Below are 16,999 nucleotides of genomic sequence, written 5' to 3'. Positions count from 1 at the left end.
TTTTTTTCTAGGCGGCGGCGCCCGGGTAGGGGCTGGTGTCCGCCGCCGTGAGCATGGCGCGCGCCAGCTGCTCCATGAGCGACTGCCGCAGCGGCAGCGAGGCCGCGTCGGCCCACAGGTTGCGCAGCTCCAGCGGGTCCTGCCGCAGGTCGTAGAGCTCGCCCCAGGGCTGGCCGTCGTACACCGTGAGGCGGTGGTCGTGGTTGCGCAGGGTGCGCATGCGCACGCGGCGGTCCATGCCGAAATCGCTGCGCTGGCTTTCTTCCTCGATCAGCAGTTGCTGGCGCACCCCGCTCGCCTGGCCGGTGACCACCGGCAGCAGGGAAGCGCCCTGCATGCCGTTGGTGGGCTCCAGGCCGGCGCGCTCCAGCACGGTGGCCGCGATGTCGATGGTCTGCGTCAGCGCGGCCGTGGCCGCCGTGGCTGGCGCCTGCGCGCCATCGCGCCAGATGAAGGGCACGCGGGTGAGGGCGGGGTAGTGCAGGCCGCCCTTGAACATCAGGCCGCGCTCGCCCAGCAGGTCGCCGTGGTCGCTGGTGAACATCACCACCGTGTGTTCGTCCAGGCCGAGCGCGCGCAGCCGCGCCATCACCAGGCCGATGTGGTCGTCGATGTTGGCCAGGCTGCCATGGTTCAGTGCGATGGCCTCGCGCGCTTCCTGTTCGGAGCAGGCGAAGCTGCCGTAGCCGGGCCGGAACGCGGGGTTGTCGCGGCGCTGCTCACGCAGCCATTGCACCGGCGGTGGCGGGTCGGTCAGCTCGGCGTGGAACGACGCGGGCAGCGACACGTCGTCGGGCCGGAACAGGTCCCAGTAGCGGCCGGGCGGCGTGAAGGGGTGGTGCGGGTCGGGGAACGAGCACTGGATGAAGAACGGCTGCTCCGCGCTCGCCATCCGGTCCAGCGCGTGGCAGGTCTGCTCGGCGATGTAGGCCGTGGGGTACAGCGCTTCGGGCACGCGGGTGCGCCAGGCGTGGCCGATGCGGGCCAAGTGCAGGTCGGGCGTGGGGATCGCGTTGGCGGGGCCGATCAGGCGGTCCGCGTCGGGCGTCTGCTGCCGCAGCCAGCGCCGCCAGTGGCCGTGCTGTTCGTCGGCGTGGCCGATGGTGAGCGCGACCTGCTCGAAGCCGTAGTAGGGCAGCTCCAGCTCGTGGGCCGGGTCTTCCTCCCAGCGCTGCCACACCTCCTGGCCGTAGCGCCCCGGGTAGGGGCGCAGGGCCTCGTGCGGGCGGCGCGGGCCCTTGCCGGGCCAGGCCGTGGGCAGGGTGGTGATGTTCTGCAGGTGCGACTTGCCCACCAGCGCGGTCTGGTAGCCCGCCTCGCGCAAGGTCTCCACGAAAGTGCGCTCGCCCAGCGAGAGCTCGCGCCCGTTCATCTGCAGCCCGTGCACGCTGGGCAGGCGCCCGGTCATGAGCGAGGCGCGGTTGGGCTGGCAGATGGGCGTGGCGACGTGGAAGTCGTCGAAGCGGCAGCCCTGCGCCGCCAGCGCGTCGATGTGCGGCGTGCGCACCTCGGTGTTGCCGTAGCAGCCGAGGTGGTCGGCGCGGTGCTGGTCGGTGATGAACAGCAGGAAGTTCGGTCGCCGTGCCATGCCGCTGTGCGCCTCAATCGGCCTTGATGTTGAGTTCCTTGGCCAGCTTGCCGTAGCGCTCGTTGTCGGCCTTCATGAAGTCGGCCAGCACCTGCGGCGTGCCGCCCAGCACGTCCAGGCCGGCGCCGGCGAGCTTCTCGCGCACGTCGGGCAGCTGCAGCGCTTCGTTGAAGGCCTGGTTCAGGCGCGCGATCACAGGCGCGGGCGTGCCGGTCGGCACGAACACGCCGTACCAGGCGTTCACCTCGACGCCGCTCACGCCCTGCTCGGTCGCGGTCGGCACGTCGGGCAGCAGCGGCGAGCGCTTCTTTTCGGTCAGCGCCAGCGGCACCAGCTTGCCGCCCTTGATGTGCGGCACCGCGCCACCCAGGCCGGTGAACAGCAGCTTGACCTCGCCACTGAGCGCGGCGGTGATGGAGGGGCCCACGCCACGGTAGGGCACGTGCATCAGATCGACCTTGGCCGCGCTCTTGAGCATCTCGCCCGCGAAGTGCATGGGCGAGCCGTTGCCGGGGCTGCCGTAGGGCAGGCCGGGCGACTTGCGCGCGGCGTCCAGCGCGGCCTTGAGGTTGGTCACGCCCAGCGAGGGGTTGGCCACCAGCACCATGGGCGTGGTGGCGGGCGAGATCACGGGCACCAGGTCCTTGTGCACGTCCACGCCACCGCCCGCGCCGGCCGGCAGCACGTGGGGCGAGATCACCATGGTGTTGGGCGTGAGCAGCAGCGTGTGGCCGTCGGCGGCCGAGCGCGCCACCGCGCCGGCACCCAGCAGCGCACCGGCGCCGGGGCGGTTGTCCACCACCACCGGCTGGCCCAGCTTGGGCGCCATCTTCTCGGCCAGCACGCGCGCGGCCAGGTCGGGGCCGCCGCCGGGCGGGAAGGGCACGACGATGGTGATGGGCTTGCTCGGGAAGGTCTGTGCCGCCGCGAAGGGCAGGGCCGAGGCGAGCGCGAGGCCGATCAGGCCCAGGGTGAAGTGGCGTTTCTGGTTTTTCATGGTGTGTCTCCTAGGGAAAGGTGGGGAAATCTCAGGCCTGGGCGAGCGGCACGTTCCAGGCGTCGTAGCCGTAGACCCAGTCGGCGTTGCCCTGGCCCTTCATCCACTGGTTGCCGCGCGAACCGATCTGGATCTTGGCCGTGCGCTCCTGGCGCGTCTTCTCGTAGCGGCGCAGCGCCTCGGCGGCCTGCGCACGGGTGCCCACACCGGCCAGCGCGCGGCCCAGCACCACGGCGTCTTCGATCGCCATGCCCGCACCTTGCGCCATGAAGGGCAGCATGGGGTGGCAGGCATCGCCCAGCAGGGTCACCGTGCCCTGCGACCACTGCGGCAGCGGCTCGCGCTCGTACAGCGCGCTCTTGAGCGTGGTGTCGCAGGCCTCGAGCAGGGCGCGGGCGTCGGCGTGGAAGTCCTTGTAGAAGCCGCGCAGCTCGTGCACGTCGCCCGGGCTGGTCCAGGACTCTTCGGTCCAGCTCTCCTGGCCGGTGGTGGCGAAGACGAAGGTCTCCTTGCCCTGGTTGAGCGGGAAGGTGACGATCTGGCTCTGCGGATTGGGACCCCACCACTTGGTGAAGGCCTCGATCTCGGGCACGTGCTTCACGCGCTCGGTGGGCACCACCGAGCGGAACGACACCACGCCGGTGAAGCGCGGGCTCTCTTCGCCGAACAGGGCGGTGCGCACGCGCGAGTGGATGCCGTCGGCGCCCACCACCACGTCGAAGCTGGCTTCGCTGCCGTCGTCGAACTGCAGGGTCACGCCCGCGTCGTTCTGGCTCAGCGTCTTCAGTCGCTTGTCGAACGCGATCTGCTCGATGGGGAACTGCTCGGCCAGCGCGGCCAGGATGTCGGCGCGGTGGATCGTGACCTGCGGCGCGCCGTACTGCTCTTCGGCGACGTTGCCCATGCCCAGGCGCGAGGTTTCCTTGCCCGTGTCCCAGTCGCGGCTGATGCGGAAGGTGGGCTGGGCGCCGGTGCGGCGGATGAAAGCGCCCGCGCCCAGGCCGTCGATGGCGCGCACCACGTTGGGCGTGAGGTTGATGTCCGCGCCCACGCGCGAGAAGCCCTTGGCCTGCTCGAACACGGTCACCTCGTGGCCCTGCTTGCGCAAGGCGATCGCGGCGGCCAGACCGCCCACACCGCCGCCGGCGATACCGATTTTCAAACTGCTCATGGGGCTGCTCCTGCAATGTCGAAGCGTGCATTGTTGAGCGCGGGCCCCGCGCACTCAACCGCTTGGGCGCCTGAAATGGGTACGATTCGTCCATGGATGTCCTCAGCGAAGTGCTCGCCATCTGCCGCGCCGAACGCGCGGTCACGGCCCGGTTCCACCTGTCTGCACCCTGGGGCTTGCATTCCAATGGGGTGTCTGGCGCCGCCATGATCCGCATGGCGCGCGGCGCGCCCTGGTGGGTGGAGGCGGCCGGCGGCGGCGGGCCGCTGCGCGTGGAGCCCGGCGATCTGGTGATGATGCCGCTGGGCGCGGCCCACCGCATGGGCTCCGCGCCCGACGCGCCCACCGTGCCCTTCGCCCAGCTGCTCACCCAGCGCACGCCCGGCGCGCGCGACGAAGCGCCGCTGGACCTGCGGCACGGCGGCGGCGGCGAAGGCTGCGAGATGTTCAGCGCACTGCTCTGGTTCTCGGCCTACTGCCGGCACTCCGTGCTCAGCGTGCTGCCGCCGCTCATCCACGTGCGCGCGAGCGAACTGCCCACGGCCGTGATCCTGGCTGCGTCCATGGAAACACTCGTCACCGAAACGCTGGACCAGCGCCCGGGCTGGCGCCTCTCGGCCAGCCGCATGGGCGAGCTGCTGCTCATCAACATCCTGCGCGGCCACCTGCTGCGCGGCGCCGGCCCGGTGGAGGCCAACTGGTGGCGCGGCCTGTCCGACCCCGCGATCGCGCGCGCCATCGCCGCCATGCACCGCGAACCCGCGCGCAGCTGGACGGTGGAGACCCTGGCGCGCGAAGCCGCCATGTCGCGCTCGCGCTTCAGCGACCGCTTCAAGGCCCTGGTGGGCGACACGCCCATGGGTTACCTGGGCGGGCACCGCATGGCGCTGGCGGCCGAACAGCTGGAAGCCGGCCACCTGCCGCTGGCCCAGGTGGCGCAGGACGCGGGCTACGAGTCCGACAAGGTGTTCGCGCGCGCGTTCCGGCGCTGGTCAGGCCTGTCGCCCACGGCGTATGCCAAGCGCGAGGTGGCGCGGCGCACCGCCATGACCGATCCGCACACGGCGTCGGCGGGGGACTGACTCAGGGCGCGATGGGCGCCACGGCCAGCAGGTGGTTGGAAAAGCTGGTCTCGGTTTCGCAGCGCCAGGTGGCCCACAGCTTGCACCCTTCGGCCGACCCCATGTCCAGCTCCAGGGCCAGCCAGTTGCGGGCCGCCATCACATGCTTGTCGTGCCCCGGGAACGGCATCACCTCCGCGACGTACTGCACGTCGATGTTCTGCGGCTGCTTGGCATGGCTGTTCAGCCACGACAGGAACAGCCGCTCCATCACCCCCATGAGCGAGGGATGCACCACGGCCGACGAGGTGAACTGATGGATCTGGGACCAGGTCTCCGTGGCCGGCAGGTCCTTGCGGTAGGCCGTGCCCCAGGCCGCGACGTGCACATCGCCGGACACCAGGGACACGCGGATCTTCTTGTCGCGCGCGAGGTTGGACAGCACCTCCAGCAGGCGCTTTCGCTCGCCCTCGTGGTCGTCGTGGGACCAATGGTCCTTCAGGTCGTCGGCATTGCTGTCGGTGACGTGCTCTTGCCCGAACTTGTCCATCAGCAGCTCGGCCAGGGGCAGCTTCGGGTGCACCACGGGCACCGAGGACATGAACAGCAGGTGCTGGCACGCGCTCTTGGGTTGGGTGCCCGCGTTGCCGGATGCCAGGCTGGTCGTCCATTTCTTGATCTGGCCCCAGGTGTCCGAGCCCATCACCTGCGCCCGCGAGCGCTCGGTGCGCAGGTCGGCCGCCACGATGGCCACCGGCCCGATGGCGTGCGCCGAGGTGAAGCCCGGCTGGCCATCCAGCAGGGGCAGCGCCAGCGCATCCTTGGCGAGCACCTGGCTCCAGGCGATGGGTTTGAGCAGCGGGTCCTGGCGGGAAAAACCCGCCGGCGTCGTGTCTTCCAGTTCGGGCAGATCTTCCAGCGCATGCTGCATCTGGAACACCCAGAAGGCGCGCCGGGCTTGGCGGAACAGCGTCTGGAAAAGCGGGCTGTTCTGCATCTCGCAGCTGTACGAACCCCAGCCGTCGAAGATGTCGTGGTCGTCCCACATCATGATGGTGGGCATGGACGCCATCGCCGCGCTCGCATCCAGCGCGGGCGTGGGCGACGACCAGGGCTTGCGCTCAGCGGGCAGCCAGCGGTGCTTGTACAGCCCGAAGTAGTAGGCCTCGATCTCGCGCTCCAGGGCCTTGGTGACCTTGAAGTCCAGCTGCGCCTGCCGGGGCAAGGCCACCCACTGCCGCAGGGACTTGATGTCTTCCCAGATCGAGTCGAAGTAGATCTGGTCGCCCCCCATGAGCATCAGGTGAAAGCGCTGCAGGCCTTTGTCGTGGATGCGCGTCTCGTGCCACAGCTGCTCCTTGTCCAGCAGCTTGACTTCACCCGCACCCTTCTTCCTGCGCAACGCGCGGTCGTGGCTGTAGAGCAGGTCTTCCCACACCGCATCGGACGTGCGGATGAGCTTGCGCATCACGGCCGGGTCGGAAAACCCGTTGCACGACACATAGGCCATGCGCGGCGAGAAATCCTTGCCCGGCACCGTCATGCGCCACGTCGGTCCACCCGGCACGCCGTAGCTCACCGTGCGCTCGCTCTTCAGGACCTTGCAGGAAACGTCGTAGCGCAGATAGCGTTCGCCGGGGATGGCCAGCAGCTCCTTCGGTGCGGGGCAGGCCTTGCCGTCCACCTCCAGCACAGGCACGGCCGCGCCCGCCTTGAGGCCCACCAGCGCGCTCACCTTCCAGACATCACCCTTGCCGATGCCGCGGAACGACAACACCGGCCCCAGCAGAAGATCCTTTTCATTCATGGTCGTCTCCCCTTTCAAACATCCATTTCTTTGGCCACCACCTTGACGATGCGGGCGCGAGACACCGCCCTGCGCGCCACCAGCGCCGCCTCACCCGTCTGCTGCAGCCACTCGAAAAACCGTTGGCTCGCGTGGCGCGTCTGCGAGTCGTCGCGGCAGTTGGCCAGGAAGGCGAACTGCACCTTCTGCACGTCGTCCGCCACGAACACCCCGAAGGGGCCGCTCACCACCGTCGCGCCCGGAAACCCCAGCAGCGAGGTGGCCTGGGTCTCCGTCGCGCCCCGGTGGCAGGCGATCAGGTGCAGCGGCCCGTGCGCCGAAGCCAGCAAGTCGATGCGCTGGTGATCCTCCAGAAAGGGCCGCCCCACCAGCTCGCGCGCGGCGGCCACGCTGAACGAGGCCGGAATCGCATGAACCACCACCGCCACGTCCTTGCCATCCAGCTTGACCACCACACCGTCCAGGGCCGCGCCGACATCGAAGCGCGTCGAGGCACCCGCCTGCACGCCGCGTTGCGCCAGCGAGATCACGGCATCCGAGAGCGCTTCGAACACGCGCTTCTTCGCGTCGGCCACCGTCTTCACCTCGCCGCCCCGGAAGGCCGTCTGCCGCGAGAGATAGTCCTGGAAGCGCCGGTTGCGCTCACCCGCCGCGCCCTTGGCCTCGGCCACGGTCGGCAGCGCCACCAGGCGCACCTTGGCCTGCGCCGAGCGAAGGCCTTCCATGTACTCCGCGTGGCAGATGCCGATGTCCTGCTCGCCCGCGGCCCAGCCCGCGTTGCCGTTGCTCAGCACGATAAGCACATCGCAGTCGCGCACGGCCTGCAGGCAGGCATCCCAGCTGTCCTGCGTGCCTTCGGCGGGCGGCGCGTCTTCGTTGATCCAGACCTCGAACAGCTTTCGCCCCAGCACCTGCGCGGACTCGATCTCGGCTTTCAGCGCCTGGCGCAGGTCCGTCAAGGTGGTCTTGCTGTCGGCGGGGAAGGGGTCCAGGCAACGGCTGGAGAGCATCACGCGGATGAGAGACTTGGCCAAGAGGCGTTCCTTGTTGTTGTTGAACCTGGCGGATCGGCCCGCAGGTCTTGCGCCAGAGGACGCTGCTGGATTCTGGGCAAGATTTCCCTCGGCATCAACCGCTGGCGCCCGTTTCGCCGCTGCTCTTCCCCCATCTGTGCATGTCAGACGCGGCGGTAATTCACCTCGACGGCCAAGGCCTCTTCGCCGGTGGGCGAGATGTTGTACATGCGCAGGTCCAGCGTGTCGTCGTCCGGCTGATCGATCGCGGTGCGCCAACCCCAGCGCGGGCCGCCCTGGCCGTCGGCGTAGCTGCCCAGCATCGACAGGCGCGGGTCGCCAGGCGTGCTGGTGCTGAACATGAGGGACGTGCCCGTGCCGAAACTCTCGGCCCACGCCGACTCGTAGCGGCGCTCGTCGAGGTGATGCGCGATCAGCGCCACCCCTTCCATGGGCTCACCGCCGCAGTGGCCGCTGTACTCGTGCAACAGCACGCGGCCACCCAGCAGCACGCGGATGCTGCCGCGCTGCACCGAGTCTTCGGCCGGCTCGCCCGGCTCGAACCAGAGGCGAAAGCGCCCCTGCCACTGCCCGGCCATGCGCGCCAGCTGGGCGTGCACGCCGCCCGCCAGCGAGACTTCGAATTCCTTGCGACCCATGATGTCTCCTTCCGAACCGACCGGCTACGCGCGGGCGCGGCGCCGGGTGATCTCGATCGCGGCGATGCACACCGTCAACCACGCCACACCAAAGGCGAAGCCGGCGACCACATCGCTCGCCCAATGCACCTGCAGGATCACGCGGCTCCAGCCGATGCTGAAAGCCAAGGCCGAGGCCAGCAGCACGCTGGGCAGATGCCAGCGCGGCGGCAGCAAGCGCAGGCACAAGTAGGCCAGCATGCCGTACACCACCAGCGAACCCGAGGTGTGCCCGCTGGGAAAGCTGTAGCCATCGGCCTGCGCGAAGCCGTGGTCGTGCAAGGGGCGCACCCGCTCGAAGATGTGCTTGAGCACCCGGTTGAGCGCGCCCGCACCCGCGCACGCCACCACCCAGCCCAAGGCCAGCGAGGTGCGCCGGCGAACGAGCAACAGCACACCCACGCCGCTCACCAGCAGCGTCAGCGGCAGAGGGTCGCCCAGGTGCGTCAGGTTGCCGAAGAAGCGCAGGGCAGAAGGCGGCAGCTCGCGCGCCAGGGTCTCGGTCAGCCGCACATCGAACTGGCCGATCTCCTCGTCCGCGTCGAACACCTCCAGCATCTCGGCGAACAGCGAAGCTGTGGCGACCAGCACACCCGCGCCGAGCGCGAGGCACACGCCCAGCAGCAGCGGGCGCGGCCAGCGGTCCCAGGCGGCGTAGGGGCTGTAGCGCCTGAAGCCGATGACGAAGGCGGTGACGGCGATGAGCACCAGCACGAGGGCGGCGGCGAGCATGGGGACCGCGTGGCGGCCGAGCCATTCGGCGCTGGCGAGGGCTTGGGTCAGGTCGTTGTCCATGGGTGCTGGTGCTCTCCTGGCTGGATCGTCGCGGCTGCGGTCGATTTTTGCACGCGAGGCCCGCCCGCAAAAAGCGCGGCTGTCCTACAGCCTCGCGCTCCGGCATTGCTCACCATGTCCTTCGATACGTTCACGGCGGCTGTTGAGACCTGACGCTGGCAGGTCGTGTCGATTTGTCCTGCTGTCGTTCGTCGTGTAGCTACAAGGTGCCCACAGGGGGCCCCTTGCAGGTCAACCCCACAGGAGTCTGATATGTCTTACATCGATGGTTTCGTGATCGCCGTTCCCACCGCCAACAAGCAGAAGTTCATTGAACACGCACGCCAGTTCGACCCGATATTCATCGAGCTGGGCGCCCTTCGTGTGATCGAGGGCTGGGGCGACGACGTCCCCGACGGCAAAGTCACCGACTTTCGCCGTGCGGTCCAGGCGACGGCCGAGGAAACGGTGGCCTTTTCGTGGGTCGAATGGCCGGACAAAGCCACCCGCGATGTGGCCATGAAGAAGATGATGGAAGACCCGCGCATGGACCCGTCCAAACCCGGCAACCCGCCCATGCCCTTCGACGGCAAACGCATGATCTTCGGCGGCTTCGAACAGGTGGTCGAAGTGAAGGCTTGATGGGGCGCAGCGCTGCCACTGGATGTTGCGCAGCGCGCACGCTCCGCTTCGCGAGCAGGCAGTGGAACGTCCCGTCTCGAGTTCTGTTGACAGCTTGATAAATATTCACCAAAATGGGTGAATGAATAACGCGTTGACGGCCAACCGACTCGACAACATGTTCGTCGCCTTGGCCGACGAGACCCGTCGCGCCATCCTGGCGCGGTTGTCCCTGGGCGAAGCCCGAGTGACCGAGGTGGCCGTGCCGTTCGACATCTCGCTCAACTCCGTGTCCAAGCACATCCGCATCCTGGAGCGCGCCGGCCTTGTCACGCGCCGCCGCTCTGGCCGCGAACATATCCTGCGTCTCGAACCGCGACCGCTGGCAGAGGCGTCGGACTGGCTTCAGTCGCGCCAACGCGACTGGGCGGGCCGATTGCAGCGTCTGCAGGCGCTGCTGGACGAGGAGGATGCAATTTCATCCCGGCAAACCAAAGGAGTCCATCGATCATGAAGAGCGAAGACCATCTCGCAGTTGCTGTCCATCACAGATTCCGCCAATCGGCCGAGAGGGTGTTCGATGCCTGGCTCGATGCGCGCCTGGCGAGCCGCTTCCTGTTCTCGACTGAAACCGGCGAGATGGTCCGCTGCGACATCGACCCGCGTGTCGGCGGGCAGTTCGTGCTGACCGACAGGCGTCCCGACGGCGATGTGGAGCACACCGGGGAGTACCTCGTCATGGAGCGGCCACGGCGGCTCGTGTTCACATTCGGTATCCCGGCCGCATCGCCGACCTTCGACATCGTGACCATCGAGATCACGCCGGAAGCGGACGGCGGCTGCACGCTGCATCTCACGGCGGAGATGCAGCCTGAGTGGAAGGATTACGCCGACCGTGCACGCCAGGGTTGGGCCCAGATCCTTGCCAGCCTTGAGGCCGCGCTGCGTGAGACCGGCGCCTGAGCGAGCGCGGCAAGGCGCGCTTGGCGCCCGGCTGCACTCAGGCGTCTTGCGTCAATAGGCACCCATGTAGTCGCGCTTGCCGACCTCAACACCGTTGTGGCGCAAGATGGCATAGGCGGTGGTCACGTGGAAGAAAAACTGCGGCAGGCCGTAGTGCAGAAGATAGGCGCTGCCGATCAGCTTCTTTTCTTTGGGGGTGCCGGGGCGCAGCACGATTTCGCGGCTTTCACTGGCATCGAATTGCTCGGGCTTGAAGGAGCCGATGTGGGCCAAGGCCTTGGCGATCAAGGCTTGCAGGTCCGCGAAGCTGGCTTCCGTGTCGGGCCAGGAAGGCACCTCGGCACCCGCCAGGCGGGACGCAATGCCCTTGGAGAAGTCAGCGGCGATCTGGACCTGACGAACCAGCGGAAACATGTCGGGGAACAGCCGCGCTTGCAGCAGCGCGTTGGGATCAATATTCTTTTGCGTCGCGTGGTCTTCGGCTTTCTTGAGCACATCGGACAGGGCGCGCAGCATCTGCTGAAGGACGGGGACGGAGGCGTTGTACAGCGGGCTGGTCATGGTGAATTCACTTTTTATAAATTGGGGCACGTTCGCCGGGGCCGGCATGGCAGAGGCCTTGCCGACCCTGCAAGGCTAACAGCACAGGTCCAACCCGCACCGGTCACCGAGACCGGTGCCCGCGGCAGATTTTTCTTGCGCGCCACATGAATGCTTTCGTCGTATTGATGTACATTCTCCCCCGCTCACGAAAAAGGTGAGTCGGGCTTGAGAACCCGGAATCCCTTTGCGGCCAGAAGGCCGCTGTACACCGCTAGACAGCGGCCTTCATCATTCACGCTCGTTTTATGGCGGCCTGAATGGGAAGCCGCGAGGCTTGCCGGTTCTTCGCAAGGGGGTTCCCGGTTCTCAGCCCGTTCGGGCCGCCGCCACTCTGTGTTGTGTGGCGGCGGCTGTTCCTTAACGAACAGGGAAGGCAGGCACTTCATGCCCAGGCTGCAGCACAAGCAACAGAAGATTGCCGTGTTGATCGACGCGGAAAACGTCTCTCACACACTGATCCGTTCCATCCTGCTGCGCGCCGCCTGTTACGGCGCGCTCATCGTCAAGCGCGCGTACGCCGACTGGACGCGGCCCCACATGAGCCGCTTCAAGAACGTGCTGCTCTACAACGCGATCGAGGCGGTGCAGCTTTTCCCATACGCCAAGGGCAAGAACGCGGCCGACATCATGCTCAGCGTGGAGGCGATGTCGCTGGTGAACACGGGGCAGTTCGATGCGGTCTGCCTGGTGTCATCGGACAGCGATCTCACACCGCTGGCGTTCGGCGTGCGGCGCGAGGGGGTGCGTGTGTACGGCTTCGGCGCGCGGCAGACGCCACGGGCCTTCGTGGCGGCGTGCAGCAGCTTCATCTACACCGAGTCGATCGCGGCAACGGCCGAGTGAGGCACCGTCACCGTCCGCCGGCGTGTGTCCGGGGAATCCAGTACGCCAGCGAGCCCGCCGCCGCGAAGGCGATGAGCCCGGTGACGGCGATGCCAGTGGCCAGCGACAGGCTGCCGGCCAGGAACGAGAGCAGCACCGGCCCGCACGAGGCGCCGATGTCGGACATGAGGCGCCACACACCGAGGAAGTGCGCGCGGCCATGGCGTGGGGAATGGTCCGCGCCCAGGGTCATGATCATTCCGGAGCCGATGCCGTTGCCGAAGCCGATGGACAGCGAGGCCAGCAGCAGCGTGGTGAAGCCCGAGGTGAAGGGCATCAGCAGCAGCGCCGTGCCCATGATGACCATGGATGGCACGGCGACCCAGCGCCGGCCTTTGTGGTCCATCACCTTGCCGGCGGGGTAGAACACCAGCATGTCGATGCCGCCGGCCAGGCCGTAGATGAGCGAGGCCACGGCCGGCGCCAGCGCGAGGTGATCCGCCCACAGGGGTATGACCACCTGGCGCGAGGCGCGCACGGCACTGACCAGCACCACGCCGATGCCGAGCGTGAGGAACACCTGGCGGTGGTCCCTGAGCGTGGAGGCGATGGTGGTGGCCGCGGGCGGCGTCTGGCCGGCCGGCAGGTGAGGCATCTCCAGGTCCGGCACGCGCGCGCCGAGGGCGGCCGCCGCCACCACTCCGGCGATGCCGACACCGAAGGCGCCGGCCAAACCGAACACATGCACGGCGGCCGCACCGAGGAACGGGCCGATGAACATGCCGATGCGGCTCACTCCGCCCAGTGTCGAGAGCGCCCGCGCGCGGTACGCGATCGGCACGGCCTCGGCCATGTAGCTCTGGCGCGCCAGGTTGTAGACGGCCCGGGACATGCCCACCATGAGGCAGCCCGTGGCGAACAGCGCCAGGTGCGAGGTCCCCACGCACAGCGCCATGCCCAGGGCGCTCCAGAGGCCCGCGGCGACGATGGCCCAGCGCTCGCCCCAGCGCATGGTGATGAGCGACGCGGGAATGTTGTTGAGCAGCGAGCCCAGGCCCATCAGCGCGACGACCAGCGCGGCCATGGGCACGGAGGCGCCCAGCTCGCGCGCCACGAGCGGGATGATGGGGAGAATGGCGCCTTCGCCCAGCCCGAAGAGCAGGGACGGGCCAAAGACCGGCACCGCGATTCGCTTGAGGGAAAACTCGGCCGAAGAGGCGGTATCAGGCGGGGCAGGGGGAGGTGGCATGCGTGGCGTCGGGACTGGGATACGGCGGAAGAGACCTCATTGTCTTCTTCCGCTGTCCAGCTTGCCTCCAACGTGGGGCCAGGCGCAGGTTTCCACATTCCGTTTTCCCGCACAGAATACGCACATGGAATCGCGCCTTCTCGAATACATGCTCAGGGTGGGAGAACTGGGCAGCATCAACAAAGCGGCCCTGGACCTTCAACTCTCCCAACCGGCCTTGTCCCGCCATATCGCCGCGCTCGAAGAAGAGATGGGGACGAAACTTTTCACGCGCACACAGGGCGGCGTCGTTCCCACCGAGTCGGGAAAGCTGTTGATGGAAAGGGCCCGTCCGCTGCTGCAGCAGCTGTCGATGCTCAAGGAGGAACTGGGTGACGCGGCCGCAGGACAGCTGACCATCGGTGTGCCGCCTTACTGGCGCATCGTCATGACCCTGCCTTTCGTGCAGACCCTGCGGGCGACGCACCCCAAGATCAATCTTCGTGTGCACGAGCGGCTGGTCGACGTGCTGCGCCATCAGATGCTTGGCGGCCAGCTTGACCTGTGCATTCTTCCTTTCGATGCCGATCCCCCGACAGGCTTCATCCAGACCGCGCTGATCCGCGAACCGTTGATTCTTCTGGGCGGCGAGCAGGAGGACCTGGATCCCGACACTCCCGTGCCTCCGTCAAGGCTGGACGGTGCCGACCTGATCCTGCCGGCCCTGTCCGACATGGTGAGGTCCCAGCTGGATCACCTGCTGCGGCGCAGAGGCGGCAACTTCCATGTGGTCGTCGAAACGGATTCGCTGGGTCAATGCCTGCAGTTCGCCAGGCGAGGTATCGGTGTGACCGCCGTACCGGCGTGCACGCTTGCCGCCTTGAGCGAGTACGGGCTCTCGGAGAGCATGGTGCGGTGGAGCCCGATCAAAGGCGCCTACATCACGTGGTCCCTGTTCGAAAGCCAGGCACGCCTGCATTCGAGGGCTGTCAGGGAGGGCAAGAAGCTGCTGACGAAAACCCTGCAAAGCACCATCGACGCGGGCATCTGGAAAGGCGCGCAAGCCCTGGAGTCGCTCTTGAGTGCGCCTCCGGCGCCCTGAGGCCGGCGACCTTTCAGGACGCGTCCATCTCGAGGAAAAAGCGCTGGGCCTGCGCGGGTTGCACCCGCCAGTCGTGGATACCGCTGCGCGTGATCGCGGCCTGGATCGCGGGAAAGGCCGCGTGGAAATGCCTGGCCTCTTCCCAGAAGGTGAAGGCGATCACGTCGGTGCGCGAGGGGTTGTGACCGACGTAGCCGGCCGTCAGGCCGGCCGTGCCCTGCATGTCGTCAAGAATGGACTCCAGCGTGCCCATGGCCTCGTTGAAGTGATCGGGTGAAGGATGGTGAATGGCCAGAACGCCGTACATGTCTTTTTGCCTTTCGCGGTCTTGTGGTCTACACGCGCCACAACGCACTGTTCAGGTTGTCCAGCACGTCGATGTCGCCTTCAAAGAGCTTGCGCTGCAGGCCGGTGTACGCAGGTGCGCGGTGCCCGGATGGTTGTGTGGTCACCAGGTCTGACAGCCGCTGGACGCCGGCCTCGATGGGGTCGATGCACGGCACACCCAGCAGATCGGACAGGTGGTCCGCGTGAACGCCCAGGGGCGCGCCGCCCAGGATCACGGCGTCGGCACGAAGTCCTCGCATCCATTCGATGGCCGATGCCGCCAGGCGATCCCTGACCGCGCCGGGGTCCGACGCATCGATCACCGACACCGGAACGGCATGGATCCCCGCGCATTCGTTTTCGCAACCGTTGCGCTGCACCAGTTCCTCGACCAGCGGAATGGACGCCGGCTGGATGGTGAGAATGGCAAAGCGGCCCATGCCGCGCGCGCGGAGCAGGGACGATTCCCCGATGCCGACCACGGGCACGTCCATCAGCTCGCGTGCCGCCAGCAAGCCCGGGTCGCCGAACGCCGCCACGAGAACACCGTGGACCTGGCGCTCATGCGTGAGTGCGTCCAGCACGGCCAAGGTGGCGACGGCGGCATCGATTCGCGTTTCAACGGAAGGCGCACCCCAGTCGACCGCCCGGGTGCGGACCCGCGAACCTGGGGCGAGTGCGCGCCGCACCCGCTGGGCGATCAACTCGGTGACCGCGGCATTCGTGTTGGGATTGAGCACCAGCAGCTCGGGTTCGCCGCCCGCGCCCGCGGCGATCGCACCGCTCATTCGTGGCCGCCGCGGCTGGCCCCGGGCAGCCGGGCACCCGTGAACTCCAGGCCGTTGCCGGCCGCCACCCGTTTCACGTACTCCATGGGAACGAGCTTGAGGTCGGGCGGGGGCATGGTCGCCGCGGTGGCGGGGAAGCCGATGGCGCGAACGTAGTCCACCCACGGTTGGCCCGGTGTGCCCATCACGAGGACCCGGGCACCGGACTGCGAGGTCACGCAATAGGTGTGGCGCGTACCGCGCGGCACGAACACCATGGTGCCCTGCCGCAGGGGTAATACCTCACCCGCCAGGCTGAAATCCATCTGCCCTTCGATGAGGTAGTACGTCAGGTCGATGTAGCGGTGCCGGCATTCTTCCGGGCCCTGGCCCGCGTTGAGCCAGGACTCGGTCACGCAGGGTTCGGTGGCGCCCGCTTCGGGCGCGTGGTGGATGACGATCAGGCGGCCGCCCATCCAGAGCGCTTCACGCCCGGCGAGGTCAGGGATCGGGGGTGCGGTAGAGGTCATGTCTTTTTTCCTGTGGACAGATTTTCGTGAAGCCACCAGCGAGCGATATCGATCCTGCGCGCGAACCAGACCTGCTCGTGCGAGAGCACGTGTTCGATGAATTCGCGCAACGCCTCCGCCCTGGCCGGCTGGCCCATGATGCGGCCATGCAATCCGATGCTCATCATCTTGGGCGAGGTCTGGCCTTCGCGCCACAGGCAGTCGAAGGCTCGCTTGCATTCGTCGAGGAAGGAGCTGGACGAGGAAAAGCTCTGGCCCGGCGCGAACTTCGAATCGTTCGTGACGAAGGAATAGGGGACGATCAGCCAGGGCTTGCCCAGCACCTCGACGGAGTAGGGCACGTCGTCCGCGAAGGAGTCGGCGTCGTAGATGAAGCCGCCTTCTTCCACCAGGAGTTCCCGTGTGTGCATCGAACGCGGCGCGCGGCAGTACCAGCCGTACGGGCGTTCACCACAGGTCTTCTCGATCGATTGCACGGCGCGCGCGATGTGCTCGCGTTCGACGTCGCGGGACAACTGTCCGACCTTCTCCCACCGCCATCCATGGGCGCAGACATCGTGTCCCGCTTCCCGGATGTAGGCCCCTACCTCGGGGTTCAGTTCGAACGCGCGCGCGCAGCCGAAGAAGGTGGCCGGGAGCTTGTATTCGTCGAGCATGCGCTGCAGCCGCCAGATGCCGGCCCGGGCGCCATAGTCGAAGATGGACTCCGTCGCCAGGTCCACGGTGCTGGAGGTTGGATAGCCGAGCTCGGGCGGGGGCTCGAACTCGGTGTCGCCGGGCTCGGCGCCGTACTCCGAACCCTCCTCGTAGTTGACGACGATGTTCACCGCGATGCGGGCATCGTTGGGCCACCTGGCGTGGGCGCCGGCGCGGCCGTAGCCGATGAGATCGCGGGTGGGCGGATGCGCGAAGTCAAGCGTCATGCCA

The 16,999-nt window shown here is 67.7% G+C and carries 19 protein-coding genes; 6 read left to right on the top strand and 13 right to left on the bottom strand.

The genetic code is table 11. The annotated features are described in order from the left end of the window. Positions 1 to 7 precede the first annotated feature (7 nt). From AC1Q9M_RS11170 to AC1Q9M_RS11160, 3 genes are read right to left on the bottom strand one after another with little or no spacing between them, the layout of a single operon-like run. Entirely contained in the window at positions 8 to 1,588 is a 1,581-nt protein-coding gene (locus AC1Q9M_RS11170; RefSeq protein ID WP_492433783.1) for a sulfatase family protein, read from the bottom strand. A gap of 13 nt (positions 1,589 to 1,601) precedes the next feature. After that, positions 1,602 to 2,585 (bottom strand): Bug family tripartite tricarboxylate transporter substrate binding protein, encoded by a 984-nt coding sequence (locus AC1Q9M_RS11165; RefSeq protein ID WP_444686943.1) that lies wholly within the window; start codon positions 2,583 to 2,585, stop codon positions 1,602 to 1,604. Between the two features lie 31 nt (positions 2,586 to 2,616). Further along, positions 2,617 to 3,756: an FAD-dependent monooxygenase gene (locus AC1Q9M_RS11160; protein WP_444686942.1), complete on the bottom strand. Its 1,140-nt coding sequence runs from the start codon at positions 3,754 to 3,756 to the stop codon at positions 2,617 to 2,619. 92 nt (positions 3,757 to 3,848) lie between these two features. On the opposite strand from AC1Q9M_RS11160, the gene AC1Q9M_RS11155 reads away from it, so the two are divergent. Further along, the gene (locus AC1Q9M_RS11155; protein ID WP_382320715.1) at positions 3,849 to 4,838 is read left to right on the top strand and encodes an AraC family transcriptional regulator; all 990 of its coding nucleotides are present in this window, start codon (positions 3,849 to 3,851) and stop codon (positions 4,836 to 4,838) included. A gap of 1 nt (position 4,839) precedes the next feature. Here the strand turns inward: AC1Q9M_RS11155 and AC1Q9M_RS11150 are convergent, their stop codons facing one another. The 4 genes from AC1Q9M_RS11150 to AC1Q9M_RS11135 form a co-directional block, all read right to left on the bottom strand. Then, positions 4,840 to 6,624: an alkaline phosphatase D family protein gene (locus tag AC1Q9M_RS11150; protein ID WP_492433780.1), complete on the bottom strand. Its 1,785-nt coding sequence runs from the start codon at positions 6,622 to 6,624 to the stop codon at positions 4,840 to 4,842. A 14-nt stretch (positions 6,625 to 6,638) separates the two neighbouring features. Beyond that, positions 6,639 to 7,658 carry a DUF4062 domain-containing protein gene (locus AC1Q9M_RS11145; protein WP_492433778.1) on the bottom strand — a complete coding sequence of 340 codons (1,020 nt, stop codon included), beginning with the start codon at positions 7,656 to 7,658 and terminating at the stop codon, positions 6,639 to 6,641. Positions 7,659 to 7,801: 143 nt separating this feature from the next. Then, positions 7,802 to 8,296 carry a DUF1579 domain-containing protein gene (locus AC1Q9M_RS11140; RefSeq protein WP_492433776.1) on the bottom strand — a complete coding sequence of 165 codons (495 nt, stop codon included), beginning with the start codon at positions 8,294 to 8,296 and terminating at the stop codon, positions 7,802 to 7,804. A gap of 24 nt (positions 8,297 to 8,320) precedes the next feature. After that, positions 8,321 to 9,130 (bottom strand): phosphatase PAP2 family protein, encoded by an 810-nt coding sequence (locus AC1Q9M_RS11135; RefSeq protein WP_492433774.1) that lies wholly within the window; start codon positions 9,128 to 9,130, stop codon positions 8,321 to 8,323. A gap of 252 nt (positions 9,131 to 9,382) precedes the next feature. Between AC1Q9M_RS11135 and AC1Q9M_RS11130 the strand changes: the two genes are divergently transcribed. The 3 genes from AC1Q9M_RS11130 (at position 9,383) to AC1Q9M_RS11120 (ending at position 10,693) form a co-directional block, all read left to right on the top strand. Beyond that, a complete protein-coding gene (locus tag AC1Q9M_RS11130) occupies positions 9,383 to 9,751 on the top strand; it encodes a DUF1428 domain-containing protein (RefSeq protein ID WP_492433773.1) in 369 nt (122 codons plus the stop codon). Between the two features lie 157 nt (positions 9,752 to 9,908). Continuing rightward, positions 9,909 to 10,244 carry an ArsR/SmtB family transcription factor gene (locus AC1Q9M_RS11125; protein ID WP_382320705.1) on the top strand — a complete coding sequence of 112 codons (336 nt, stop codon included), beginning with the start codon at positions 9,909 to 9,911 and terminating at the stop codon, positions 10,242 to 10,244. Further along, a complete protein-coding gene (locus AC1Q9M_RS11120; RefSeq protein ID WP_382320702.1) occupies positions 10,241 to 10,693 on the top strand; it encodes an SRPBCC family protein in 453 nt (150 codons plus the stop codon). The genes AC1Q9M_RS11125 and AC1Q9M_RS11120 overlap by 4 nt, the downstream gene beginning before the upstream one ends. 51 nt (positions 10,694 to 10,744) lie before the next feature. Here AC1Q9M_RS11120 and AC1Q9M_RS11115 read toward each other — a convergent pair whose 3' ends face one another. Next, positions 10,745 to 11,254: a DUF1993 domain-containing protein gene (locus AC1Q9M_RS11115; RefSeq protein ID WP_382320700.1), complete on the bottom strand. Its 510-nt coding sequence runs from the start codon at positions 11,252 to 11,254 to the stop codon at positions 10,745 to 10,747. A gap of 426 nt (positions 11,255 to 11,680) precedes the next feature. On the opposite strand from AC1Q9M_RS11115, the gene AC1Q9M_RS11110 reads away from it, so the two are divergent. Then, positions 11,681 to 12,139 (top strand): NYN domain-containing protein, encoded by a 459-nt coding sequence (locus tag AC1Q9M_RS11110; RefSeq protein ID WP_382156609.1) that lies wholly within the window; start codon positions 11,681 to 11,683, stop codon positions 12,137 to 12,139. Positions 12,140 to 12,146: 7 nt separating this feature from the next. Here the strand turns inward: AC1Q9M_RS11110 and AC1Q9M_RS11105 are convergent, their stop codons facing one another. After that, positions 12,147 to 13,367 carry an MFS transporter gene (locus AC1Q9M_RS11105; RefSeq protein WP_492433770.1) on the bottom strand — a complete coding sequence of 407 codons (1,221 nt, stop codon included), beginning with the start codon at positions 13,365 to 13,367 and terminating at the stop codon, positions 12,147 to 12,149. 124 nt (positions 13,368 to 13,491) lie between these two features. Between AC1Q9M_RS11105 and AC1Q9M_RS11100 the strand changes: the two genes are divergently transcribed. Next, a complete protein-coding gene (locus AC1Q9M_RS11100) occupies positions 13,492 to 14,448 on the top strand; it encodes a LysR family transcriptional regulator (RefSeq protein WP_492433768.1) in 957 nt (318 codons plus the stop codon). A 13-nt stretch (positions 14,449 to 14,461) separates the two neighbouring features. Here AC1Q9M_RS11100 and AC1Q9M_RS11095 read toward each other — a convergent pair whose 3' ends face one another. Genes AC1Q9M_RS11095 through AC1Q9M_RS11080 form a run of 4 tightly spaced genes read right to left on the bottom strand, consistent with a single transcriptional unit; the run spans position 14,462 to position 16,995 of the window. Continuing rightward, positions 14,462 to 14,755 carry a hypothetical protein gene (locus tag AC1Q9M_RS11095; protein WP_492433766.1) on the bottom strand — a complete coding sequence of 98 codons (294 nt, stop codon included), beginning with the start codon at positions 14,753 to 14,755 and terminating at the stop codon, positions 14,462 to 14,464. A 28-nt stretch (positions 14,756 to 14,783) separates the two neighbouring features. Next, a complete protein-coding gene (locus AC1Q9M_RS11090) occupies positions 14,784 to 15,563 on the bottom strand; it encodes an aspartate/glutamate racemase family protein (protein WP_492433764.1) in 780 nt (259 codons plus the stop codon). After that, the gene (locus AC1Q9M_RS11085; protein WP_492433762.1) at positions 15,560 to 16,072 is read right to left on the bottom strand and encodes a cupin domain-containing protein; all 513 of its coding nucleotides are present in this window, start codon (positions 16,070 to 16,072) and stop codon (positions 15,560 to 15,562) included. The genes AC1Q9M_RS11090 and AC1Q9M_RS11085 overlap by 4 nt, the downstream gene beginning before the upstream one ends. Next, on the bottom strand, positions 16,069 to 16,995 hold the full coding sequence (locus AC1Q9M_RS11080; protein WP_492433760.1) for a polysaccharide deacetylase family protein: 927 nt from the start codon (positions 16,993 to 16,995) through the stop codon (positions 16,069 to 16,071). Before AC1Q9M_RS11080 ends, AC1Q9M_RS11085 begins: the two co-directional genes overlap by 4 nt. Positions 16,996 to 16,999: the final 4 nt, after the last annotated feature.

The sequence above is a fragment of the Hydrogenophaga sp. GW823-FHT04C09 genome (assembly GCF_058796355.1).
Note: the sequence above shows the minus strand (reverse complement) of the source record. Positions and strands in the feature narration are given on the sequence as shown.